Annotated in this window: 21 protein-coding genes, 1 tRNA gene, 1 pseudogene and 1 riboswitch; of the genes and pseudogenes, 3 read left to right on the forward strand and 20 right to left on the reverse strand. The window is 32.0% G+C overall.

Annotated features, from left to right (window positions below; translation table 11 throughout):
- Positions 1-4: 4 nt before the first annotated feature.
- Positions 5-1,081 carry a pyridoxal phosphate-dependent aminotransferase gene (locus ACLUJM_RS04215; protein WP_412412277.1) on the forward strand — a complete coding sequence of 359 codons (1,077 nt, stop codon included), beginning with the start codon at positions 5-7 and terminating at the stop codon, positions 1,079-1,081.
- A 148-nt stretch (positions 1,082-1,229) separates the two neighbouring features.
- Here ACLUJM_RS04215 and fdhF read toward each other — a convergent pair.
- From fdhF to ACLUJM_RS04240, 5 genes and pseudogenes are all read right to left on the reverse strand, one after another.
- Positions 1,230-3,920: pseudogene (fdhF, locus tag ACLUJM_RS04220) on the reverse strand (formate dehydrogenase subunit alpha); the annotation flags it as partial.
- Positions 3,921-3,927: 7 nt separating this feature from the next.
- Positions 3,928-4,383 carry a ferritin-like domain-containing protein gene (locus ACLUJM_RS04225; RefSeq protein ID WP_094210024.1) on the reverse strand — a complete coding sequence of 152 codons (456 nt, stop codon included), beginning with the start codon at positions 4,381-4,383 and terminating at the stop codon, positions 3,928-3,930.
- A gap of 39 nt (positions 4,384-4,422) precedes the next feature.
- Positions 4,423-5,346 carry a 2Fe-2S iron-sulfur cluster-binding protein gene (locus tag ACLUJM_RS04230; RefSeq protein WP_294685049.1) on the reverse strand — a complete coding sequence of 308 codons (924 nt, stop codon included), beginning with the start codon at positions 5,344-5,346 and terminating at the stop codon, positions 4,423-4,425.
- Positions 5,347-5,351: 5 nt separating this feature from the next.
- Positions 5,352-7,232: an NADH-quinone oxidoreductase subunit NuoF gene (locus tag ACLUJM_RS04235; RefSeq protein WP_294685048.1), complete on the reverse strand. Its 1,881-nt coding sequence runs from the start codon at positions 7,230-7,232 to the stop codon at positions 5,352-5,354.
- A 14-nt stretch (positions 7,233-7,246) separates the two neighbouring features.
- Entirely contained in the window at positions 7,247-7,732 is a 486-nt protein-coding gene (locus ACLUJM_RS04240; RefSeq protein WP_294685046.1) for a complex I 24 kDa subunit family protein, read from the reverse strand.
- Positions 7,733-8,099: 367 nt separating this feature from the next.
- On the opposite strand from ACLUJM_RS04240, the gene selB reads away from it, so the two are divergent.
- Both selB and ACLUJM_RS04250 read left to right on the forward strand, forming a co-directional pair.
- Positions 8,100-9,977 (forward strand): selenocysteine-specific translation elongation factor, encoded by a 1,878-nt coding sequence (selB, locus tag ACLUJM_RS04245; protein ID WP_294685044.1) that lies wholly within the window; start codon positions 8,100-8,102, stop codon positions 9,975-9,977.
- 119 nt (positions 9,978-10,096) lie between these two features.
- Positions 10,097-10,193: transfer RNA gene (locus ACLUJM_RS04250), tRNA-Sec, on the forward strand.
- A 109-nt stretch (positions 10,194-10,302) separates the two neighbouring features.
- Here the strand turns inward: ACLUJM_RS04250 and metK are convergent.
- The 15 genes from metK to ACLUJM_RS04325 form a co-directional block, all read right to left on the reverse strand.
- Complete coding sequence (gene metK / locus ACLUJM_RS04255) at positions 10,303-11,481, reverse strand: methionine adenosyltransferase (protein WP_294685043.1); 1,179 nt, start codon at positions 11,479-11,481, stop codon at positions 10,303-10,305.
- 46 nt (positions 11,482-11,527) lie between these two features.
- Positions 11,528-11,623: riboswitch (SAM riboswitch) on the reverse strand.
- A gap of 57 nt (positions 11,624-11,680) precedes the next feature.
- On the reverse strand, positions 11,681-12,889 hold the full coding sequence (locus tag ACLUJM_RS04260) for an ABC transporter permease (protein WP_294685041.1): 1,209 nt from the start codon (positions 12,887-12,889) through the stop codon (positions 11,681-11,683).
- On the reverse strand, positions 12,889-13,803 hold the full coding sequence (locus ACLUJM_RS04265; RefSeq protein ID WP_294685039.1) for an ABC transporter ATP-binding protein: 915 nt from the start codon (positions 13,801-13,803) through the stop codon (positions 12,889-12,891). The genes ACLUJM_RS04260 and ACLUJM_RS04265 overlap by 1 nt, the downstream gene beginning before the upstream one ends.
- A 1-nt stretch (position 13,804) precedes the next feature.
- Entirely contained in the window at positions 13,805-14,176 is a 372-nt protein-coding gene (locus tag ACLUJM_RS04270; RefSeq protein WP_412412278.1) for a VOC family protein, read from the reverse strand.
- Between the two features lie 11 nt (positions 14,177-14,187).
- Entirely contained in the window at positions 14,188-15,924 is a 1,737-nt protein-coding gene (pepF, locus tag ACLUJM_RS04275; protein WP_412412279.1) for an oligoendopeptidase F, read from the reverse strand.
- A gap of 83 nt (positions 15,925-16,007) precedes the next feature.
- Entirely contained in the window at positions 16,008-16,367 is a 360-nt protein-coding gene (locus tag ACLUJM_RS04280; protein ID WP_294685036.1) for a hypothetical protein, read from the reverse strand.
- An 84-nt stretch (positions 16,368-16,451) separates the two neighbouring features.
- Positions 16,452-17,069, reverse strand: a complete 618-nt coding sequence (locus tag ACLUJM_RS04285) for a V-type ATP synthase subunit D (RefSeq protein WP_094207409.1) — start codon at positions 17,067-17,069, stop codon at positions 16,452-16,454.
- Positions 17,070-17,073: 4 nt separating this feature from the next.
- Complete coding sequence (locus tag ACLUJM_RS04290) at positions 17,074-18,450, reverse strand: V-type ATP synthase subunit B (protein ID WP_294685034.1); 1,377 nt, start codon at positions 18,448-18,450, stop codon at positions 17,074-17,076.
- Between the two features lie 8 nt (positions 18,451-18,458).
- Positions 18,459-20,225: a V-type ATP synthase subunit A gene (locus ACLUJM_RS04295; protein ID WP_294685033.1), complete on the reverse strand. Its 1,767-nt coding sequence runs from the start codon at positions 20,223-20,225 to the stop codon at positions 18,459-18,461.
- Positions 20,218-20,826, reverse strand: coding sequence for a V-type ATP synthase subunit E (locus ACLUJM_RS04300; protein ID WP_294685032.1), 609 nt, complete (start codon positions 20,824-20,826; stop codon positions 20,218-20,220). The genes ACLUJM_RS04295 and ACLUJM_RS04300 overlap by 8 nt, the downstream gene beginning before the upstream one ends.
- Before the next feature lie 8 nt (positions 20,827-20,834).
- Positions 20,835-21,143, reverse strand: a complete 309-nt coding sequence (locus ACLUJM_RS04305) for a V-type ATP synthase subunit F (protein WP_294685031.1) — start codon at positions 21,141-21,143, stop codon at positions 20,835-20,837.
- A 2-nt stretch (positions 21,144-21,145) separates the two neighbouring features.
- Positions 21,146-21,565 carry an ATP synthase subunit C gene (locus tag ACLUJM_RS04310; protein WP_002835084.1) on the reverse strand — a complete coding sequence of 140 codons (420 nt, stop codon included), beginning with the start codon at positions 21,563-21,565 and terminating at the stop codon, positions 21,146-21,148.
- A 13-nt stretch (positions 21,566-21,578) separates the two neighbouring features.
- Entirely contained in the window at positions 21,579-23,510 is a 1,932-nt protein-coding gene (locus tag ACLUJM_RS04315; RefSeq protein WP_294685029.1) for a V-type ATP synthase subunit I, read from the reverse strand.
- Positions 23,511-23,522: 12 nt separating this feature from the next.
- Positions 23,523-24,539, reverse strand: coding sequence for a V-type ATPase subunit (locus ACLUJM_RS04320; RefSeq protein WP_412412280.1), 1,017 nt, complete (start codon positions 24,537-24,539; stop codon positions 23,523-23,525).
- Positions 24,540-24,541: 2 nt separating this feature from the next.
- Positions 24,542-24,850, reverse strand: a complete 309-nt coding sequence (locus ACLUJM_RS04325; RefSeq protein ID WP_294685027.1) for a hypothetical protein — start codon at positions 24,848-24,850, stop codon at positions 24,542-24,544.
- Between the last annotated feature and the right edge of the window lie 291 nt (positions 24,851-25,141).

A 25,141-nucleotide genomic window follows, 5' to 3' on the forward strand; every position in this document is an offset into this window, starting at 1 on the left:
AAAAATGAAATCATCTCATGGAGCAAATCTTTTTGAAATTCAAAAAGAATACGGATTTAATATAGATGAAATCAAGGATTTCAGTTCAAACGTCAATCCTTTGGGCCCTAGTCCTAAAGCTATGACTAAGCTTGAAAATAATCTTAATAAAGTCGGAGTATACCCTGACCCAAATTACGATCAATTACTATCATCTATTGAAAAATACACCAATGTATCAAGAGACAAAATCTTGCTTACATCTGGTAGCACTAATTTGATTTCATCATTTATATCTCTAATCAATCCAAAAAACGCAATAATATTCAACCCTAGTTATTCTGAGTACGAAAGAGAACTCAACAAAATCAACTCCAATATAATTTCTTACGATTTGGATAAATCAAATGATTTTGCGATAGATTGTGAGAAATTATCGAGAATGATAGAAGAAAATGACGTAAGTCTTGTAATATTAACCAATCCTAACAATCCAACAGGATATGCTATTGAAAACAGAAAACTTGAAGAACTCATCAAATCAAACAATTGCTATTTTATGATAGATGAAACTTATGTTGAGTTTTCAGATGTATACAAATATTCAGCAGTAAATTTAACTGAAAAATTCGATAACCTACTTGTTATACGCTCTACATCGAAGTTTTTCGCAGCTGCAGGAATAAGATTGGGTTACGGAATAACTGGAAATAAGAAACTTTACGATGAAATAAATAAACACACCAATTTGTGGAACATAAATATTTTTGCCGACATTCTTGGTGGCGAGATGTTCACGGATACTGATTACCACAAAAACGTGTTCGAATTTATTAATAGTGAAAAAGAAAAAATGATATCTACTTTAGAAAAAATAGATTGCTTGAAAGTTTATCCTTCAAAATCTAATTTCGTACTATGCGAAATATTGGACAAAAAATTAACTGCACATGAATTAAGAGAAAAATTAATTCCTCATGCTCTTATCATAAGAGACTGTGCATCGTTTAATAATTTGAGTGAATACTTTTTTAGATTTTGTATTTTGGATGAGCAATCAAACGACAAATTGCTAAAATTGATTGAAGATATTTTAAAATAATCGCAATTTAAAAGATCCCAGATTTTAAAAATCTGAGATCTTTTTTGTTTGTTTAAATTACTTTTTTATCTTTTTTGTGTTCGTCTGATAATAAAGTTGCCATGTTAACAAATCTTTGAATTGTATCCTCATGATCTGGATGCAAATCAACTTTTTCAACATGAATTGCACACACTTTATACTCACCAGTTCCTGTAATTGGATCGTAGTGATTTGATGTCACTTCGTTTACTGGAGATTCTCTGTAGTGGAATGTCATGAATATCATATTAGGCAATACTCTGTCAGTTACTACAACACGAGTTACTATGCTTCCCCTTCTTGAAGTAACTCTGATAGTATCCAAATCTTTTACTCCCAATCTTTCTGCATCCTCAGGATTTATTTCAGCAAGTTCATAAGGACTTACTCCATCCAAATCTTTAGAGTATCTTGTAGTAATGTTATAATGATACAACATTCTTCCTGTACTTAAAATCATTGGATAATCTTCATCAGGCAATTCTTCTGATGGTCTGTATTCTATTTCCATCATTTGACCTTGACCTCTTGCAAATATACCTTTGTGCAAGTATTTTGTACCAGGATGAGATGTTGTAGGACATGGCCATTGTAATCCAACTTTGTCAATTCTTTCGTAAGTCATACCTCTGTAACTTGGCATAGTTACTCTCATTTCTTCAAATACATCTTCACTAGTTTCATAATCGAAGAATACATTTGGATTGATGATTTTACTTACATCACATAAAATTGACCAGTCATTTCTCGCTTGTCCTGGAGGAGCTACAGCTTTTCTGACTCTTTGAACTCTTCTTTCAGTATTTGTAAAAGTTCCATCCTTTTCTGCATAGCAAGTTGCTGGGAATACAACATCAGCAAGCTTAGCAGTGTCGGACATGAATATATCTTGAACTACTAATAAATCCAAGTTATTCAATGCTCTTTTAACGTGGTTTGCATCTGGATCTGATAGAACAGGATCTTCTCCCATTATATACATCGCCTTCAAATTGCCCTTAACGGCTTGATTAAACATTTCAGGAATTTGATATCCAAGATTTGGACTCAATGGAGTTTTCCATACGCTTTCGAAAAATTCACGAGCTTTTGGATCTGTAACTTTTGCATAAGCAGGATATGTGTTAGGTAAAGCTCCTAAATCACAAGCTCCTTGTACATTGTTTTGACCTCTAATAGGGTTAATACCGCCAGATTCAATACCTACATGGCCAGTTAACATTCCTAAATTTGCCAAGCTCATTACGTTTTCTGTACCATGAGTATGTTCTGTAATTCCCAATGTGTAGAATATACCTGCTTTTTCTGTCTTAGCGTATAGCAAAGCAGCTTCTCTGATTAAATCCTTATCTACTCCAGTTACCTTTTCAGCTTCATCCAAATCGTACTTCATTACAGTTTTCTTCAAGCCTTCAAAGTTTTCAACACGAGATTCAATATAATCTTTGGCTTCTAATCCTTCTTCTATGATAACTTTCATCATAGCATTTAACAAGAATACATCCGTACCTGGATTTAATCTCAACCAAATATCCGCTTCTTCCGCTAAGCCAGTTTTTCTTGGATCTACAACTATAAGTTTAGTTCCTTTTTTAACTGCTTGTTTCATCTTATTACCAATAATAGGATGTGCTTCAGTAGCATTAGAACCTATAACAAACAACAATTCTGCACCCAGAATTTCTTCTATAGAGTTTGTCATAGCTCCACTTCCTAATGTAGCTGCAAGACCTGCAACTGTTGGAGCGTGTCAGGTTCTGGCGCAGTGATCGACGTTGTTTGTTCCAATCGCTGCTCTCATCATTTTTTGGAATACAAAGTTATCTTCGTTTGTACATCTAGCAGAACTTAAACCAGCAATAGAATCTGGACCAAATTCCATTTTAATATCTCTTAATTTCTTTCCAACATAACCAATAGCTTCATCCCAGCTACATTCAAATAATTCTCCATTTTTTCTAATTAATGGAGTTGTCAATCTTTCATCTGAGTGAATCATATCTGTATGGAAACGCCCTTTTATACAAAGTGAGTTTTGGTTTACATAACCATCACATGGTTCAACACCTTGAACTTTTCCATTTTTTACAATCAAGTTAAATTGACATCCTGTACCACAGAATGGACAAGTTGTCTTTACTTTTTCTACTTCCCAAGGTCTAGTGTCTTTTAATTGTTTATTAATCAATGCTCCAGTTGGACACACGCTTATACATTGTCCACACATACGACAGTTTTCCTTTGACAAAGGAAGGTCAAAAGCTGTAGAAATATATGAATCAAATCCCCTGTTTTTAAAATCTACAGTATGTGTACATTGAACTTCTTCACATACTCTTACGCATTTCCCGCACAATATACATTTGTTTTGATCTCTAAAAATCAATGGATTGCTATCATCAACTTCATGATTTTGAACTTCTATGTCATAGTTACCGTATTTACCTAAAACTTCTGGGTTTTTAACGCCATATCTGTAGCACAAATCTTGTAATCTACAATTTCCAACTTTTGAACATGTCAAGCAATCCTTAGGGTGATTCATCATCAAAAGTTTAAGTATATTTTGTCTAGTTTTAATTAATCTATCAGTTTCCGTCTTAACAACCATTCCGTCTTTGACCATAGTAGAACATGACGTTTGAAGTTTTCTGGATCCTTCTATCTCAACTAAGCACATTCTACAACCGCCAAATTCGCTCAGGTATTTATCGTGGCACAATGTCGGAATATCAATCCCTATTTTATGCGCCGCTTCTAATACAGTGGTATTTTCTTCAACTTGAACATCAATACCATCAATATTTATATTTAACATATTACACCTACCAAACTTCGTTAAATCCTACATTCAAAAATATTTCTTCTAGTTCAGTTTTATGCAATTTTTCCATTTTAGATAATCCAGCAAAAATATCTTGTTCAGCTTTATCTAAGCAAGAATTTGCAATATCAGCGTACAATTGCATAGCTTCTTCTTCTCTTTTGATAGCTAATTTGATAGCATCTCTGAAGTCCATTTCCGTAGTCATTCTTGGTCTATCAATGTCTTGTGATAAATTATAATCTTCACTATCATCAATTTTTATAGTTTCAGCTTTAGTTTCTAAGAATTTTTGTAAGTAATCTTTGTGTTTCAATTCTTCCTTGCTAAGTCTTTCAAAAAGACTTTTTGTTTGAGGATCCTCTGCTTTTTCAGCTGCATTTTTGTAAAATGTGTACGAATCATCTTCTCTATTAACAGCATCATCAATAATTGATATTAATTGTTCTCTATTCATAACTTCACCTATTAATTCTCTATATTTATTCTTGATTTTTTACTCGTTTATTTTTTCGATTTTTTCTAAAATCTTATCCAAACCTAAGACATTATTCCAACTAGCTTCCACAAATTCTCCGCCAATCTTTTTGTAAGGTTGTTTTGGATTATCTACATTTAATAATTCCGTAGTCAATCTACCCTTTAAGCAAAGTGGTCTGCCATTTTCTGGACTCAATGCTCTCAATGCAAGGTTCTTTCCATTCTTTCTTAAAACTTCGAATTCACAACCGTATTCGCAAACCCTACATTGAACTTTCTTAGTTTCTAATTCCCATTTTCTTCCTAAATTCATAGCTCTCTTATCCATCAATGCTCCTACTGGACAAGCTACTACACATCTATTGCATGAAATACAATAAGAAGATTCAAATGTATCATTAATATCTAAGTTAATTCTTGTTTGATATCCTCTATTTGAGAAATTAAGTATTTTTCTATCATCCATAACATTACAAGTTCTTACGCATTTTCCGCATAATATACACTTGCTATCATCTCTAATGATGTATGGTGAAGAATCATCGACTAATTTTTCTCTTTTTGCTCCGTCATGTTCTCTGAATTTTACTCCGTATTCATATGAATATTTTTGTAATTGACATTCTCCAGATTTTTGACATGTCAAGCAATCATTTGGATGAGAATCCAACAACATTTGAAGAATTCTTTGTCTGTGTTTTATTAATCTATCTGTTTTAGTATGAACAACCATGTTGTCTTTTGCCAAAGTAGAACAAGCTGTCATAAGTTTTTTACTACCTTCAATTTCTACCAAGCAAAGTCTACACGCACTCACTACATCCAAGTTTTTGTCATAGCATAAGTTTGGAATATCTATTCCATTTTCCCTTGCTAGTTCAATAATGAATTTAGGCTTATCAGTTTTAATTACTTTTCCGTCAATAGTTACAGTAATCATACTATCTATCTCCTAACTACAGCGTGAACAGGACATACAGTTTCGCAATTACCACATTTTATACATTGAGATTTGTCGATAACGTGTTGTTTCTTAACTTCTCCTTCTATACAACTTACAGGGCAATTTTTAGCACATTTAGTGCAACCTATACATTTGTCTGTAATTTCATATGATAAAAGTGCCTTACATGCATGAGCAGGACATTTCTTATCGTAAATGTGAGCTTCATATTCATTTCTGAAGTATTTTAATGTTGAGATAACTGGATTTGGAGCTGTTTGTCCAAGACCACAAAGTGAAGCTGATGTGATAGTATCACACAATTCTTCTAATGCTTCGATATCTCCATCTTCACCTTTTCCGGAAGTGATTTTTTCTAGAATTTCAAGCATTCTCTTAGTACCTTCACGACATGGAACACACTTACCGCAAGATTCATCTACAGTAAATTCAAGGAAGAATCTAGCAATATCAACCATACAGTCGTCTTCATCCATTACAATCATTCCACCTGATCCCATGATTGAACCGATTTTTCCTAATGATTCGAAATCAACTGGAGTATCCAGGAATTCTTCTGGAATACATCCACCAGATGGTCCACCTGTTTGAACAGCTTTGAACTTCTTTCCATCTTTAATTCCGCCGCCGATATCAAATATTATTTCTCTTAAAGTAGATCCCATTGGAACTTCTACCAAACCAGTGTTTACAACTTTACCACCTAAAGCGAATACTTTAGTTCCTGGTGAACCTTCTGTACCAAAACTTGTAAACCAATCTGCACCTTTATACATAATTGCTGGAACATTAGCAAATGTTTCAACGTTATTGATAATAGTTGGTTTATCCCACAATCCTCTTTCAGCAGTTCTGAATATTTTAGTACGAGGCATTCCACGTCTTCCTTCGATAGATTCCATCAAGGCAGTACCTTCACCACATACAAAAGCTCCTGAACCCAATCTCAATTCGATATCAAATGAAAAATCAGATCCAAAAATGTTGTTTCCTAAAAGATTCATTTCTTTTGCTTGTTGTATCGCAATTCTCAATCTTTTAACAGCAATTGGATATTCTGCTCTTACATAGATAAAACCTTGATTAGCACCAATCGCTCTACCGCAAATAGCCATACCTTCTAGAACTGAATGAGGGTCTCCTTCAAGAATTGCTCTGTCCATGAAAGCACCAGGGTCTCCTTCATCAGCATTACAAATAACATATTTTTGACTGTTTTCTACTTTAAATGCTGATTCCCATTTTCTACCTGTTGGGAAACCTGCTCCACCACGACCTCTTAATCCTGATTTTTTCATTTCTTCAATTATGTATTTTGGGTCTAAATCAAAAATGGCTTTATGTAATGCTTGATAACCATCTGCGCCAATATATTCATTCAAAGATTCTAATTGAATTTTTTCTACATTTCTCAATGCAATCTTAAATTGTTTGTCGTAGAAATCAACCGAATTGTATTTCAAAATTTTGTCATCTTGTTTTGCATTTTCGTACACTACATCTTCATCAACCTCATCATTAACGATTGATTTGTCTACAATGCTTTTAACATCAGATAACTTAACTCTTGTGTAGAATATTCCTTCAGGATACACAACAACGTTAGGACCAGTTTCACAAAGTCCAATACATCCAACTGGAACAACCGCAACATTATCAATATTTTCTTCTTCTATATATTTATTGAACTCATCAATCAAAGATTTTGCTCCTGTAGCTTCACAACCAGCTCCACCACACACAACAATTTGTTTTTCCTTTGGATTTGTATGTTCAACATAAATTTTATCCTTTACGAGTTCACGCATTTTAATGTTTTTTGCAAACTCATCTCTTATCTCATTAAGTTTTTGAATATCCATAATAAACCCCTAAATTAATTATATTTACTAACAATAGATTCTAATTCGTTAACAGCTACCTTACCATACACATCTCCATTAATTACAATAACCGGAGCTAATGCACATAATCCAACACATCTACATGCAGTAATGGAAAATTTTTGGTCTTCAGTAGTGCTTCCTGCTGGAATTTTCAAAATCTCTTGTAGTTTTTCAGAAACTCTTTGAGCTCCTTTTACATAACAAGCAGTTCCTTCGCAAACTTGAATATCGTACTTTCCTTTTGGAATCAAAGAAAATTGTGCGTAAAAAGTAATAACACCGTAAATTTCTGACAAAGGAATGTCCAATATTTTAGAAATCATAGTGATAATTTCCTTTGGTAAATACCCAAATTCATCTTGTGCACGTTGTAATACCGGCATCAATGGACCCTTAATGTCCTTTTTGCTTCTCACAAATTCTCTAAATTCTTCGACTTGAGAAGCATGTTCTTTTAAGTCAAATGTAAAACTCATTAAAATCCTCCTAAAAAATTGTTTTCCTTCAGTTATTAAGATTATTTTCTTATTTATATTTTTTATTATACCACTTATATTTCCTAAAGTAAATTAGTATTTTGTTTAAAATCCTTATTAATATTCATTATCACTTTATTAACTAGCATAATATCGCATTATTTATGTATATATATTCTTATAAATGTATCTTTTGGTTAATCAACTTTAATATAATGATAAAGTAATTGACAAAAGTATTTTATATTTACTTTACCGTTTTAAACCAATACGTTTGTCAAAAAACTTATGAAAATAATTTCCTTATGTTTTATAAAAAATAACGAAATATGATATAATATACGTTAGTAAATTAATTGGAGGTTATATGGATTTTATTATAGGTACATCTGGCCATATCGATCATGGAAAAACTACATTAATAAAAGCTTTAACCGGAAATAGTACTGATAGACTACCGGAAGAAAAAAAGAGAGGAATTTCTATCGATTTAGGTTTTAGCTATTTTGATCTTCCAAGTGGTCAAAGAGCTGGAATAATAGACGTGCCAGGTCATGAAAAGTTTGTAAAAAATATGATGACTGGTACTTTTGGAATGGACATGATTCTTTTATGTATCGACTGTAAAGAAGGTGTAATGCCACAAACTGTTGAACATTTGGATATTCTTAGGTTTTTAAATAAAACTGAAGGTATTGTTGTCTTGACAAAAAGAGACTTGGCGACTGATGAAGAAACACAAAAGACAACCGAACAAGTAAAAGAATTAGTTAAGGGAACTTTCCTTGAAAACTGTCCTGTTTGCGAAGTGGATTCTGTTTCAAAAAGAGGAATAGATAATTTAATTCAAATGATAGATTCTGAATCTAAGAAATTAAAGCAAAAACACGCTGAAAGAGATTACAGAATGAATATCGACAGAAAATTCAATGTCAAAGGAATTGGAACAGTTGTTACTGGAACACTTCTTGATGGAGATATTCACAAGGGAGAATCTTTTATATATCCTATTGAAAAAGATATTAATATTAAAAACATTCAAGTTCACAATAAAAATGTAAATGTTGCTCACCCATCCCAAAGAGTTGCTTTGAATATCAATCTAAATTTGGATGAAATCGACAGAGGATATGTTATTGCCAAGAAAAACTCACTAAAAGCTTTCAATATGATAGATGTTAGACTTACATTGTTAGAAAGTGCATCGCCTTTAAATCACTGGGATAGAGTAAGATTGTTCCACGGTACAAAAGAAATATTCGGAAGGGTAGTTCCACTTGATAAGCAAGTAATTCAACCGGGAACACAGGCTTTAGTTCAAATAAGACTTGAAGAAAAAATCTATGCAAAAACATCTGATCCTTTTATTTTAAGACAATTTTCCCCACAAGTTACCATCGGTGGTGGTATTATAATTGATGGTTCTGTAAGAAAGCACAAATTATTCGATGAAGAAATAATTGAAAATCTTAAAATAAAAGAAGAAGGAAAAATCAAGGATATTATATTGAATTATCTTGAAGATGAGATTTATCCTACAAAAATCGATGATTTGGTATTCTATTCTTCGGAATCAAAAGACAAAGTTTTAAAAGAATTAGACGAACTAAAACAAGAAGATAAAGTTGTAATTAGAAATGATAAAGTATTAGAAATAGAAGCTTACTTAAAATTATTAGGTAAATTAAAAATGTTTGTGATATCATTCCACAAGACAAATCCTTTATTACCTGGTATTAACAAAGAAGAACTTCTTAAAAAATTACAACTTGATGACGATAGACCATTCTTCAATTACATGCTTAAAGACTTAAACGACCAAGAGGTTTTGATGGAAGAAAGTGGTATAATATCTTCTAAATCTCACAAAGTTCAGTTAAGTGATGAAGATGAAAAAATCAGAAAGAAAATGCTTCAAGATATTTGTCAAAACCAATTCGACAAATTATTGAAGATAGACAATGTTGTTCACAACCAAAAAGACAAGACTATTTTAGGCATTTTATTGCAAAAAGACGTCGTAATTTTAAGAGATAACTTTTTGATTTCTAAAAAATGTTACGACAAATTCATCAAAACTGTCGATGATCATTTCAATAACAACAAAACTTTGAATGTAAAAGAACTCAAAGATATGCTTAATATGTCAAGAAAAAGTGCAATCACTCTTTTAGAAACACTAGATATTAAAGGTTACACTAAGAGGATTGAAAACGACAGAGTTAAAATAAAAGATTTTAAATAATAGAACTGGGCTTTGCTTGTGCATTGCCCTAATCTATTATGTATTTATTACATTTTTGTGAATTAATTGTAAAATAATTTGTAAATTAACTTTGTTTTTGGTATAATATTAAGGTATTTGGGAATTGATGGGTGCTGGTGTGCCCTGCGGTCTTCAAAACCGTCTCAGGTAGTTAAGAGCTGCCCGGGTAGGTTCGATTCCTACCATTTCCCGCCATACATACTCTAGATAGCTAATTTTAGCTATCTATTTTTTTTGGAGTACTAAATAAGTACTAAAAAAATCAGTGAATGTTGAAATATTTTAACATTCACTGATTTTTATTTTATAGATATTTCTTCAAAGCTTCAGCTTTGTCACATTTTTCCCATGATAAATCCAAATCATCACGTCCGAAATGTCCGTAGCTTGCAACATCTCTGTAAATAGGTCTTTGTAAATCCAATTTGTCGATTATTGCTTTTGGTCTTGCATCAAAGTTTTCATTTATTGCTTCAATAATTTTTTCTTCTTCGATTTTATTTGTTCCAAATGTGTTGATGAACATACTGATTGGTTTTGCAACTCCGATTGCATAAGAGAAACCTACTTCACATTTGTCGCAAAGTCCAGCTGCTACGACATTTTTTGCGATATATCTTGCAAAATATGCTGCTGATCTATCTGTTTTTGTAGGGTCTTTTCCACTGAATGCTCCACCTCCGTGATTACAGAATCCACCGTAAGTGTCTACTATTATTTTTCTTCCTGTAAGTCCAGCATCTCCCATTGGTCCCCCTATTACGAATTTTCCTGTTGGGTTGATGAAGAATTTTGTGTTTTCATCAATCATAGATTCATCTACGATTTTCAAGATAACTTCTCTTTTGATGTCTTCTTTTAATTGTTCGTAATCAACATCTGGATCGTGTTGTGTTGAAACTACTATAGCTTCAATTCTTTTTGGAGCGTCGTTTTCGTATTCAACAGTTACTTGTGTTTTGCCATCTGGTCTCAAATAATTCAAGATTTTTTCTTTTCTTACAGTAGCAAGTCTTCTAGCTAATTTGTGTGATAATTCCAATGGCAATGGCAATCCTGATTCTGTTTCATTAGTTGCATAACCAAATACCATTCCTTGGTCTCCTGCACCGTATCTATCGTATTCGTCTGATTTGTTGCCCTTGTATTCTTCAGATTCATCAACGCCTTGTGCGATATCTGTAGATTGTTCCTCCAATGAAGTGATGATTGCGCAAGTTCTTGCATCAATACCATAATCTGCATTATCATAGCCGATTTCTTCCAAAGTTTTTCTAACTATTGATCTGATGTCTACGTAACTTGTTGTAGTTATTTCTCCCATTACCATAACAAGTCCTGTTGTTGAACAAGTTTCACAAGCAACCCTTGCATCCTTGTCTTCTTTAATAATAGCATCTAATATTGCATCAGAAATTTGGTCACAGACTTTATCAGGATGACCTTCAGTAACTGATTCAGATGTTAAAAATATGTTTTTCATAGTACCTCCATAAAAAAATCCTCACCTGAAAAGGTAAGGATGTGTAAACTTATCTTTCAGGATTTCCTGTGGGATTTAGCACCTAATTTAATAGGTTGCTGAGTTTCATAGGGCCCATTCCCTCCACTACTCTTAATAAGATAATTATCTAGTTGTTACAATATAACACTAACACTATTTGCATATTCTGTCAAGTGTTTTAATCGATATTTTCCATTGCGCTTTTGCGATACATTTTTATTGCTTTTATTAACAATAAAACTATCACTACAAGCATCAATCCAAATGATATTCCTATTTCCAATAACTTCACATCATTCAATAAAAATCTAACTGGCATCAAGGTTGCAGATGAAAAAGGCACAAACGATAATATTTTAATCAAAATATCGCTGTCTTTTCCTAATGAATTGATTATTACAAAGAATAATCCAACGAGTACCAAAAATATTGGAACTATTAGGAAATTAACTTCTTCCGCTCTTTTTACAGCAAGTCCAAGAATTTGGAACAATATCAAATACAAAACAAATCCAAACACTACAAACAAAAGTATAGTCAACAAGAATTTTAGACTCAAAGTATTTGTGAAAAACGTCCAAATTCCTTCTGGATAATAGTTTTTATTAACAAATATTCCGATTATTCCCGCAATAATAAATATAAAGTATTGGATTATTCCCAAAACTGCTGAACTTAATAGTTTGCCAAACACAAACACACTTGGTTTTGCTGATGATAGTAGAACTTCAATAGTTTTGTCCTTTTTTTCTCTGGAGATATTGTTACTCATAACACTTCCGTAGAATAAAATCATCAAATCAAAAAGTATTACGAAAACTATCGAAAACACAAATGAGTGCGAACGGTCTTTATTCAAAACTTTTTCTGTAAAGTCGATTTTCTCTTTTGAGTTTTTCTCGATTATTCCAGGATCCACTCCATTATTAATCAGACTTTTATCGTAATTATACTTCTCCAAAGCTTTTGTAAAGCGTTGTGAATGATCATCCATAAACTCTTTGTTTTTTATATAAGAATTAAATTTTGTAGGACTTTCAACTACAAATCCAATGTTGTATTCTCCATTTTCGACAGCTTTTTTCACTTCATCTTCGGATTTTAGGATATTTTTATCATCAAGTCCCATAATAGTCTTCAAATACTTCACATCAATTTTGTTATCAGATGAATAAATACAAGTTTTATCAAATGTAAGAGTGTTAATATCTATGGTTGCGTTTTTGTTCGCTCCAGTATTCATGCTATTAAAAATAGATGGCATAAATCTCGGCAAAAACGACAAAGCAAACACCAATATTGTGATTACTAATGTTGCAATCAAATACGAATTGTGTCTTATTATAGAATTAAATTCAAAATTAAATACTCTACTAAATTTTTTCATTATTCTCTAACACCAACCTTTGACACAAATACATCTTGAAGACTAGGTTCGTATTGACTGAAACAATTGATGTCGATTTGATTTAACATCATAAATTCTAGTATATCTTCTTTGGTTACATTCTCAGTAAGTCTGACCAAAAGCTTGAATTCTCTGACAACAGCATCTGGATATATCAAATTTTCTGACTCCAATAACTCTTTTAATTCCCAAATTCCCATATTGTTTGCATTAAGTAGCATTTTTTTCTCAGCCATTGAAGTTTTGATTTCATTCAAATCCCCATTCAAAATAATTCTACCTTCTTCAATAACGCAAACATCTCTGCAAAATTCTTCAACATAACTCATCAAATGGCTGGAGAATATAACTATTTTTTGATTTTGTATAAATTCTCCAACAGCCAATTTTAGTTCATGGGCATTGATTGGATCAAGTCCAGAAAACGGCTCATCCAATACCAAAATATCAGGGTCATTTAAAAGAGCAGAAATAATTTGAACTTTTTGCCTTAAACCTTTGGATAAAGTGGACAATTTTCTGTTCTTGTGTTTTGCAAGGTCAAATCTGTCAAGCCAATATCTTACATTTTGAAGAGCACTTCTTCTGTCTGTACCTTTAAGTCTTGCAAAATAATACAATTGTGTAAACACTTTTTCGTTGGAATACAACCCTCTTTCTTCTGGAAGATATCCGATATTAACTTCATTATAATTAATGGGAGAGCCGTTAATCAAAACTTGTCCACTATCAGCACTCAAAACATCCGTAATGATTCTCATAGTTGTAGTTTTTCCGGCTCCATTTCTACCCAAAAACCCAAAAGCACGTCCGCTTTCAACTTTAAATGAAATATCGGTTAAAACTTTGTTATCTCCAAAAGATTTATTCACATGTTTTAACTCAAGATTCATACTATTTACCAATTATTTCGATGTTAAATCCATCTGGATCCTTCATGAAATAAAATGTTGCAACACCTTCAAGTCCACCTAATTCATCAACTTCATAACCTAAAGATTTGTGATATTCGTGTGATTTTTTCAAATCTTCAACTTCAAAAGCCATGTGACCGTAGAAATCGCCATGAGTATAATCTGTCTTCCCGTAGTTATAAGTCAGTTCGATTTCATAGTTGTGATCGCTTGTCATATACACAAGTGTGAACTTATCTTCAGGGAAATCTTTCTTGCTTGTAACTTCCATACCTAAAGCTTTTTCATAAAACTCGATTGATTTTTCCAAATTAGTTACTCTGATACATGTGTGTAATGATTTATATTTCATGAATTTCTCCCCTATTTATTGACAATTTTTTCAAATTCTAATACTTTTTCTTTAAAAACTTCAAAAGCAGTTCTCAAAACTTCTTTATCTTTGATGTTTGCTCCAGCGTTTTTAAGTTGTACTAGAGGATAGTTTTTGTTACCATCTTTTAAGAAATTCTTGTAGTTTTCCAAATCTTGCTCATTTCCCGATAAAATCTTTTGTGACAAGATTGATGATGAACTAAGACCTGTAGCATACTTATACACATAGAAGTTAGTGTAGAAATGAGGGATTCTTGACCATTCGTACTTAATCAAATCATCTGATACAACACTTTCTCCGAAGTATTTTTTGTTTAAGTTAAGGTAAATTTCGTTGAAATCTTCTCCAGTTAATGCCTTTTCTTCTTCAACTAATTTGTGAGTTTCTCGTTCAAATTCTGCAAACATAGTTTGTCTGAAAATTGTTGATTTGAATGAGTTGATGTGATGATCTAACAAGTATAGTTTTTCATCGTCATTCTTAGCGTTTTTAATCATATAATCCAACAACAACATTTCGTTACAAGTACTTGCAACTTCTGCAACAAATATAGTATAGCCTGCATATTTGAACTCATTGTTAGCTCTTGAATAATATGAATGAATTGAATGACCCAATTCGTGAATCAAAGTGAACACAGAATCCACATCATTTGTGTAGTTTAATAAAATGTATGGATAAGAATCGTATGATCCCCAACTGTAAGCGCCTGGTTTCTTGCCATCTTTTGGATAAACATCAATCCAATTTTCTTCAAAAGCTTTCTTCATGATAGATTGATATTCTTCTCCCATTGGTTTTACAGCTTCAATCACCATTTTCTTAGCTTCTTCAAATGGAATTTCACGATCAAAACCTTTTGTAGATGGAACATAAACATCGTACATGTGGTGCTCATCTAATCCTAACAATTTTGTTCTTGCCTTGTAGTATTTGTACATGTATGGCAAGTATTCGTGCACAATGTCGATTAAATTATCGTACACAACTTCTTCAACATCGTCGTTGAATAATTCCATTTGTCTTGCACTGTCGTATTTTTTGATTTTAGATAGTATAACCAAATTTTTGATATTCGCATACAAAGTAGAGCCAAAAGTATTGTTGTACTTAGCTAATTCATCGTAATATTTTTCAAAAACTTCTTTTCTTTGTTCACGTGGAAGCTTAGATAATAGTGGAACAAAATTAGCATTTGTAAGCTTTTCATCGATTGATTCTACATAAGGAAATTCCATATCTGTGTTTTGCAAACTGTAGAAATCATTGTGTGGGCTTGACATAGCTTCACTCATAAGAGAAATAATGTTTTCTTCTTCTGCAGATAAAGTGTGTTCCTTAAATCTCAAAATCTTTTTGAAGAATATTTCATAACTTGGATTTTCTCTGATAAGTTTGTCTTGTTCATCTTCTTTTAATGATAAAACAAATGGTTCAACAAAAGAAAATCTAGATTGTAGCTTGTTGTACAATGATGACAATTCCAATTCCAATTTTACACTATCTGAAACCTTGCTGTTTTCATCCTTTTTCATTGAAGCGTAAGTGTACAAATTATCCATTACTCTGTCAGTTTCGAAAAGTAAATCCATTATTTTTATAAAATTATCCTTTTCATTTTTCTTCAATTCATCAATTTTATTAATATTTTCGTTAACTAATTTAATATCTTTTTCAATTTCGTTCTTGTCCTTATACATCTTGGACAAATCCCAATTACACATATAATCACCTCTATTTATATAATACCTCAAACCGTTACCATTCACAAACAAAAATAAGGAATTCTTTTTTAAATTCCTTAAAATTATTTTTTAATTATTTTAAAAATATTTCCTCTGTTAAATGCTAAAAAAAACAATCCAACTAAAGAAAGTTGCCAGTCCAAAATCCAAAATCCCCAAGATAAAAGAGGTTTATCTTCTGATATTTCAAGCAAATACGATCTAATAGCTCCAAATGTCAACAAAGATAATATTATATAGATGGATAAAAATACATAAAGCACTTTATTCAAACTGAAATTTGTTAAATACATTATCAACAACCAACTAATAAATAATTCCAGAGCAATATATAGTATTCTTAAAATATTTTCAGAAAATTTCTCTGGTTTTTTTATATCTTGCCACCAAATACAATGTGTCAAAAATTTTAACGTATTCATATTCATCCTTCTCTTTTTAATTTATTTGCTATATACATCATACAACAAAAAAACGGTCAGGCAAACCATCTGCCCAACCGATATTTATTTCTTTTTCTTTTTGACCATCTTCAATCTGAAGAATTCTTCTCTTTCTTTTTCGGCTAAGATATCTTCAGTATCTTTAATTGATTGTTCGTATTTTGGAATTTGTATTTTATCCAACGCATTGGCACGTTTTTGAGTTTTTTTAATCTCTTTACCCAATTTATACACTGCATTTTCCATTTCAGCCAATTCGTATATAGTTTCTCTGATTTTGTTGAATGCAAGAACAGCCCTATCGAATGATGCATTAGTTCTGAAGAAACCATATTGTGCTTCGGCTTTTGATTTTGGATATACAATATTCGGTACTTCAACTCCCATTACTGATTTGTAAATTATATCGAATTCTTTTTCGTGACTAATCGAATGGGAAATTTCTTCAAGTCTATCAGTTCCAACTGTTATGGATGCTTCTGTCAAAAGCTCGTAAGCCTCATCGAACTCTTTTTCGATGGAATCTTGAAGAGTTTGTGCTTTTTTCATTAGTCCCATCATTTCTTTGATGAGGACAGTTCTTTTTTTATCCAAAAGATTGTAACCTTTTTTGGAAAAATCCAGTGTTTTTTTAGCTTTTATTAAATTCCCCTTAGTAGGAGTCATCTTATAAACTGCCATATAATCACCTGTTCATATATTTTTTAATCATATCTGGTGACAATCTATCCAATTCGTTTTGTGGTAAAATCTTCAATAAATCCCATGCAAGATCTAATGTTTCTTCTATTTCTCTGTTTTCATAATAATCTTGTTTTACAAATTTGTTTTCAAATTCGTCTCCAAATTTCAAATATTTTTGATCAGCTTCACTCAAATCATCTGCTCCGATAATTTGTGCCAAATCCCTAACCTCTTGAACATGAGAATAACTTGAAAATAATTGACTACTTACATCCGGATGATCTTCTCTTGTATATCCTTCACCAATACCATCTTTCATAAGTCTCGATAATGATGGAAGAACATTGATTGGTGGATATATGTCTTTTTGCATCAAACTTCTTTCCAAAACAATTTGTCCTTCAGTAATATATCCTGTTAAGTCCGGAATAGGATGAGTGATATCGTCATTAGGCATCGTCAAAATTGGAATCAAAGTTACAGAGCCTTCTGCATCTTTAATCATACCTGCTCTTTCATACAATGATGCCAAATCAGAATACAAATATCCTGGATAGCCCTTTCTAGAAGGAACTTCTTCTCTTTTTGAAGAAACTTCACGAAGAGCTTCTGCATAACTTGTCAAATCAGTTATTATTACCAAAACGTGATAATTTTTTTCGAAAGCCAAGTATTCTGCTGCAGTTAGAGCTGCTCTTGGAGTTATAATTCTTTCCATTATTGAATCGTCAGCGTAATTTACAAACATACACACATTATTCAATACACCAGATTGTCTGAAAGTATCTTCAAAAAATCTCGCTTCATCGTGTTTTACTCCAATGGCTCCGAATACAATTGCGAAGTTATCTTCGTTAGCGCCTTTGATTTTGGCTTGACGAACGATTTGTGCAGCCAATCTATTGTGACTCATTCCAGATCCAGAAAATACCGGAAGTTTTTGTCCTCTAATAAGAGTCATCAAACAGTCTATTGAACTAATTCCTGTTTGAATGAAATCTCTTGGATAAACTCTGGAAACTGGGTTTATAGCACGACCATTTACGTTGTAGTATTTAGCTGCGTAAATATCCCCACCATTATCTATTGGTTGACCAATTCCGTTGAATTTTCTTCCCAAAATATCTTCTGACAAAGCTATCTCAAATGGTCTTTGTGAAAATCTAACCCTAGTATTTTCGGTACTCATTCCTGCACTGTCTCCAAATACTTGGATAGTAACAGTATCGTCGTTAATATTTACAACTTTGCCGACCATTGGTTTATCAGAGGCAGATGATTTTACTTCTACAACTTCTCCAAAAGATGCTTCATTTACATTTTCAACTTCTATAATTGAACTTTCAACTTTTTTTAGTTTAATGTATTCTTTTATCATAAAATCACCTACTTTTCGTACTTGCTAATCAAATCGTTGTAAAACTCTTTGATTTCATCATTCAAATCTTTGATGCCACTTAAATCTTCATTAGGAATTGTGTTTTTCATAGCAATAACTTTTGAGTACAAATCTGCATTTTTAACTTGAGAAATAGGAATTTGCTCTTTGATTGCCTTGTGACCTTCTTCATATAACAATTTTATAGTTTTAAGCATTTCAACTTGCTTTTTAAGGGGAACGTAAGTATCCACTTTACTAAAAGCATTTTGTTGCAAAAATCCTAGCTTCATTACATTTGAAATGTCCAAAATCAATCTTTGATCGTCTGGAAGAACATCTTCACCAACAAGCATTACTATTTCTTTTAATTTGTCTTCTTCGTATAACAATTTAAGCATTTGATTTCTCAAATCTACAACATCTTCGCCAAGTTTAGATTCGTAATAATCTCTTAATTTTTCAACATAAGAAGAATAGCTACTCATCCAGTTAATAGCAGGATAGTGTCTTGAATATGCCAAGTCCTTGTCCAATCCCAAGAACACATTAACAAATCTCTTAGTATTTTCAGTAACTGGTTCACTAAAATCTCCACCAGCCGGAGAAACTGCTCCGATGATTGTAACTGAACCTTCATTGTCATTCAAAGTTTTGACAATTCCCGCTCTTTCATAAAATTGTGCAATTCTCGATGGAAGATATGCAGGGTATCCTTCTTCTGCAGGCATTTCTTCTAGTCTTCCTGAAATTTCACGAAGAGCTTCTGCCCAACGAGAAGTAGAGTCAGCCATTATTGCGACATCATATCCCATATCTCTGAAGTATTCCGCCATTGTAATTCCAGTGTAGATACTTGCTTCTCTGGCTGCTACCGGCATGTTGGAAGTATTAGCAATCAAAACCGTTCTTTCCATAAGTGGTTTCCCGTTATTTGGATCGATAAGTTTTGGAAAATCTTCCAATACTTCTGTCATTTCGTTACCACGTTCGCCACAACCAATGTAAATTATGATATCTGCATCAGCGTATTTTGCCAATTGGTGTTGTGTCATTGTCTTTCCTGTACCAAATCCACCTGGAATAGCCACAGTACCACCTTTTGCAAGTGGGAAGAACACATCCAAAATTCTTTGTCCAGTTTCCAATAGACGATCCACATCTAATCTTTCTTTGGAAGGTCTAGGAATTCTAATTGGCCAGTCTTGATACAATTTGATATCTGTCAAATTACCAAAATCATCTTCCACTTGCATAATAGTCGTTTCAATATTGTACTTGCCATCTTCAAGTACATTTTTTACAGTACCATTAACTCCAACTGGAATCATAATTTTGTGAACAATAGCTTCTGTTTCTGGAACTTCTGCTATGATTTGTCCTTGAGTAACTTTATCTCCGTCTTTAACTTTAATAGTGACATCCCATAATTTTTCTTCATCAATAGAAATAAGTCCTATACCTTCTGGGATAAAAGTTGAAAATTTATCTCTAATATCTTGTAGTGGTCTTTCAATACCATCAAACATATTCTTCAACAAACCAGGTCCCAACTTAAGTGAAAGTGGCTTGTTAGTGTGATAAATTTCGTCGTCCTTTTTCAATCCTTCAGTTTCTTCATAAACTTGGATAACTGCGATATCATCCTCAAGACTGATAACTTCTCCAATTAATTTTTTTTCACCGATTAACACCATTTCCTTGGCAGTAAAATCAGTCATGTTTCTTCCTTTAATTACAGGACCGTTTATAGAAAAAATCTTACCATTATTCATTGATATCACCGCCAGTCATTAGATTATGAATATCTTCTCCCATTTGATGTTTACAATCTTTCATTTTTGACAAGTAAGTGTAATCAAAATTCACTGTTTTTTCAACGTCTTGAATCATAAATCCTCCCAAATAATTGTTAGGAATGGATTTGATTTCTTCGACTTTTTCACAACTTAAATTCTTAGTTACATAATCGTAATCATTTTGTAAAACCAATAACACTACCTTGTAGTCCAACTCAGATAAGTTTTCTTTAATATTTTTGATTAGTTTTTCCTTGTAAGTATCAGTCTTTACAAAATCCAATATTTTTTTAGTAACATTATCAAATAATTTTTGCAATACATTTTCTTTCAAAACCAAAAGCTCTCTTCTGCTTTCTTGTTCAGCAGTTCTCAATTTTTCTATAGATTTTTGTTCGGCTTTTCTGGTTCTTTTCTTCAAATTAATATTGTATTCATCAATTAACTTTTGTTCGTAATTTTTTAGCTCATTTTGATTAGAGTTTTTTACATCGAGAAGTCTCTTTTCATAATCTTGTTTCTTATTCGTATAGATTATCTTGTTAAAAATATCTAATTTCTTTTCTAATAAAATCATTTCTACCTCTAATCTACCTTAATTCCTATAGATCCCTTGATGTATTTCATCAAGAAATCTTTGTCTTCAAGTCCATTTCTTCCGGGTATTGTTACAACCAATGGTTTCTTACCCTTGTCTTTGTGTTTTGTCACCTCATCTGTGATTGTATTGAACACCTCTTCAGTAATAATGACAACACCCAAAGTATCATCCATAGTTGCAGCCTTGAAAGCTCTCTTCATCTCTGCTTCTGTTTTGGCTACTAAACCAGTGATTCCAGCAAGGCGCATACCAAGATTTGTAACATTATCCGCACTTATAATTACGGATTTCATAATTATAATTGTTGCAAAATAAGAATTGAAATAACCAATCCGTAAATTGCAATACCTTCTGCTAATCCTACATAAATTAATGATTTACCTAATAATGATGGATCTTCACTAACAGCTCCCAATGCTGATGAACCTACAACACCTACTGCATAACCAGTACCAATTGTTGCAAGACCTGTTGATAAAGCTGCTGCTAAAAGACCAAGACCATTAGATGCACCAGCTGCAGATTCTGCAAATGCTGAGTTTGGCATTAAAAATACAAATGCCATTACAAGACATGGAATTATAGCAAAAAGATTAGTTCTTAAAGCTTTTTTTAATTTTGTTTTTGATGAATCAGTGTTGTTATATAACAAATAAACACCTGAACCTATAGTTAATAAAACTATTATTGCTGTTGAAATTAAAATAAAATACATAAATTTATCTCCTTTAAATTCTCTTTATAGTTGGTTGGAATAAAATTCCGTCACCTTTAAAATACTTACTAAACAATTCATAATATTCAAGTCTCAACGATTGAATAAACACAATCAAACCTTCAAGACCCAAAATCACGATATTACCTACAATTATCATAGCTACATTCCCTGCATTTGTTCCTATCATCTTACCGATAGATGTGAATGCCAAGAACAAACCAACGTGGTTGATAGCAAATGCTCCTACTCTTATAAATGATACCGTTGAAGAAAACATCGAAATCAAAGTTTCAATAATTGAAAATGAACTTTCGACATAATAACCTGTAACATCTAATCCATTGTGAAGAGGTCTTCTCTTGTACAAAAGTTGTGTCAATGGAACCTTGAAAATCATAACGAAAATCACAATCAACATACACGCCGCAATCACTCCAACAGGCACAATGTGTAATTCTAATGCTACAGTTGCAGCTAATAACAAGAACAACAAGAACAATAAAAATCCTGCCAAACCTTCTTGTCCGAAAAGTCCTTCTTGCACATCTTTAAAAATATAATTATTGCATAATCCTAAAACATAAGCCATCAATAAAAGTACAATTCCAAGGCCTATAGCTATAATCAAAACCTTGTTGATATTTTCAAATGGTTTCAAAAACAATGCCGGAATAATTCCTTCTAGTCCGAAGAAAGAACCGTAAAGAATTCCAAACACCATGGAACTTGCACCAATTCTTTCAAGAAGTCCGCCCATCATCTTGTCTTTGAATTTCGCTAATAAGACACCTGCTACAAACATCACAGCGCCTTGTCCCAAATCCCCAAACATAGCACCGAACAATAACATATACGTCAACCCGAAAAATACAGTAGGGTCGATTTCCTTGTAATTTGGAGTGCCATACATATTAACTAAAAGCTCAAACGGCTTAAAAAATTTGTTGTTTTTGAGCTTGGTGGGAGGAGTTAGTCCACTGTCATCTGCATCCAAGAAATTAATGAACATATCATCGTATGCTGATAATTTTTCTTGAACAACACTCTTAGCTGATTCAGGAACCCATCCTGCCAAGTAAAAGTAGTTTTCACTTCTTGCCAGTAAACTCTTCACATCTTCTAATTGAATCAACAAATTAGCAGAAATCACCATATCAATGATTTTGCTTTTGTTATCTCTGTAAATCTCATTTAAGCTTTGATTTAATTCTGAGATTTGGGCTCCCAAGTTTTCATTTTCCAATTCAATTTTGGAAATTATTTCTTTTGGAACCTCTTTCCTGTTTTTATTAATATTGATATCAGTCCAGTTCAACGATCTCAAAATTCTGTCTGTTTCAATGGACACATCTTTAGGATAAATCGCTACATAAACTTCCTTTTTGTTCTTACTTGCCAAATGAAGTACACTTGCCATGATATTATCGTAGTTTTTCTTCAACTTTAATCTATTTTCCTTAGACAAATAGCCAAAGCGATAATCGAAATACTTCATATCACACAAGCTTTCAATAGAAACATCCAAATCTTCTATCAAATACAAATCTTCCAATTCTTTTTTATTTTCATCAATTTTGTTTTCACAATCGTAGATCTTGTCCACCTTAGATTTAATAGAACCGTAGAAGTCTTTGATTTCATCTTCGTTGTACTCTCTTTTTAATCTCTCATCTTTCAAATCAATTTTGAAAATATCCTTCAAATTATCAGCAATAGAATTCAATTCCTTAACATCCCTGTTTTCAAAACCAGTAACATTATTAAACTCCATAGTTTTTTCGATATTTTCACTATTGATATTAACGATAAAAGTATTGTTTTCGATTTGGCTCAAACTATCAGTAAGTTCGACACTTCCAATATCCAACAAATCTTTTATAGTGGATTCAAGATACTTCAGATTTCCAACTACATTCATCATGTACATTTTTTCTGCTCTCAATTTACCACTTCCTTAAACTCTTCTAATCAGATAAGACTTGGACTTTTCAAAATCCAAATTAAATCTCTTAGATTCCACACTTTTTTCAATATCAAATTTTTCAAACTCAAGTAATTCGCCAATCGCAATAAGTTTCGAAATATTGTACTTATTAGTATGTAGCAAATCCAACGCCTTGAAATAAAGATATCTGTAAACTCTCCTATCCATGTACAAATCAATATCATTGTCGGTATTAACCAAGAAAGAATACTTGCTTTCGGAAATAAAATTTATCAAATCATCAAAATCCATATACGAAATCTTCTTCAAATCGTCCAATTGGAACAATTTACCGCCCAAAATCGTAAAGTTGAAAATAATCTCGCTATTGATTTCATAATATTTGTTAGCTCTATAAATCCATTCCAAATTCAATAAGTCGATTTTTTCACCATAATAATCTTGGACAATCTTAGAATCTTGTTTCGATAAACCTTGACTCATCTTGATAATGTTTGAATAATAATTTCTATCCAAGTTCATCTCAATAAAAAACAAAATTCTGTGACGATTTTCTTCCTTGTACCTATCGACAATAGATTTGTATGGCTCATCTAACATATCCACAAAATCTTGAATCGTAGTCGACGAAGAAATTCGAGAAAATTTTGTATCCTTGAGAACTATAAGATTATCATTCAACTTATCGGTGTATTCCCTTCTAACGATAACACGCGCCAAAGTTTTAATATCTTCAACGACATAATACTCCAACAAAGAATTATAAAAATCCTTGTATCTGCCGTTCATATAATACTTCAACTTTTCTTCAGTTCTAATCATCGTATCATTAAGACTATTTTCAAACTTACTCACGCCCTCGTTTTCGTATTCACCCTCGATCTTTCCCAATTTCAAAAGGTAATCATATTGATCTTTATTAGTATCAGCTTCTAATAATTTCTTAAAATCATCATCAGACAAAAGCTCTGAACTAATTTTAGAAATCTTAGTATTAAGCGCACTATATAATCTTGCAGATCCCATAACTACTCCGTAATAATATTGAAGAATTTATCCACCAATCTATCCTCGTTTTTTTCAAAGATTTCCTTCAATTGGTTTTTCTTTTCTTCAATACTCTTTTTTTGATTTTCGATATTATTGTTTTGGCTATTAATAATATCGTCATGGACAGAATTAAGTTTAGTTACAGATTCTGATTGATATTTGTCTTCAAGCTGTCTTATAGCTTCTTTTTGTTTTTTTTGTTCAGCCACAAGGTCATTTTGAAAAGTTTCATCCAAATCCTGTGCTTTCTTATCAATCTCAATTATTTTATTGATTATATCTTTCATAAACTCACTTCCTCACATTTACCTATTATAACCCATATAAATTTTTAAATCTAAATTGATTTTATATTTATTGTTGAATTTTTTATAAAAATTGCTACATATATAAATGAAAACATTTTTATTATATTTTTTTAATTGCAGCAACTTTGATATTTTTAATTTCCATTTTTTAAAACAAAAAATATTTTTATTAAAAATTTAGACAAAGTTTCGATTTTCGTGATTAAAGTTTCCTGTTTTTTGCAGACGAATTGTCAATTCAAATGCAACACCTATGGTAAGAAACCAAAA

The organism is Finegoldia sp. (assembly GCF_046991905.1).
Taxonomy (GTDB): domain Bacteria; phylum Bacillota; class Clostridia; order Tissierellales; family Peptoniphilaceae; genus Finegoldia.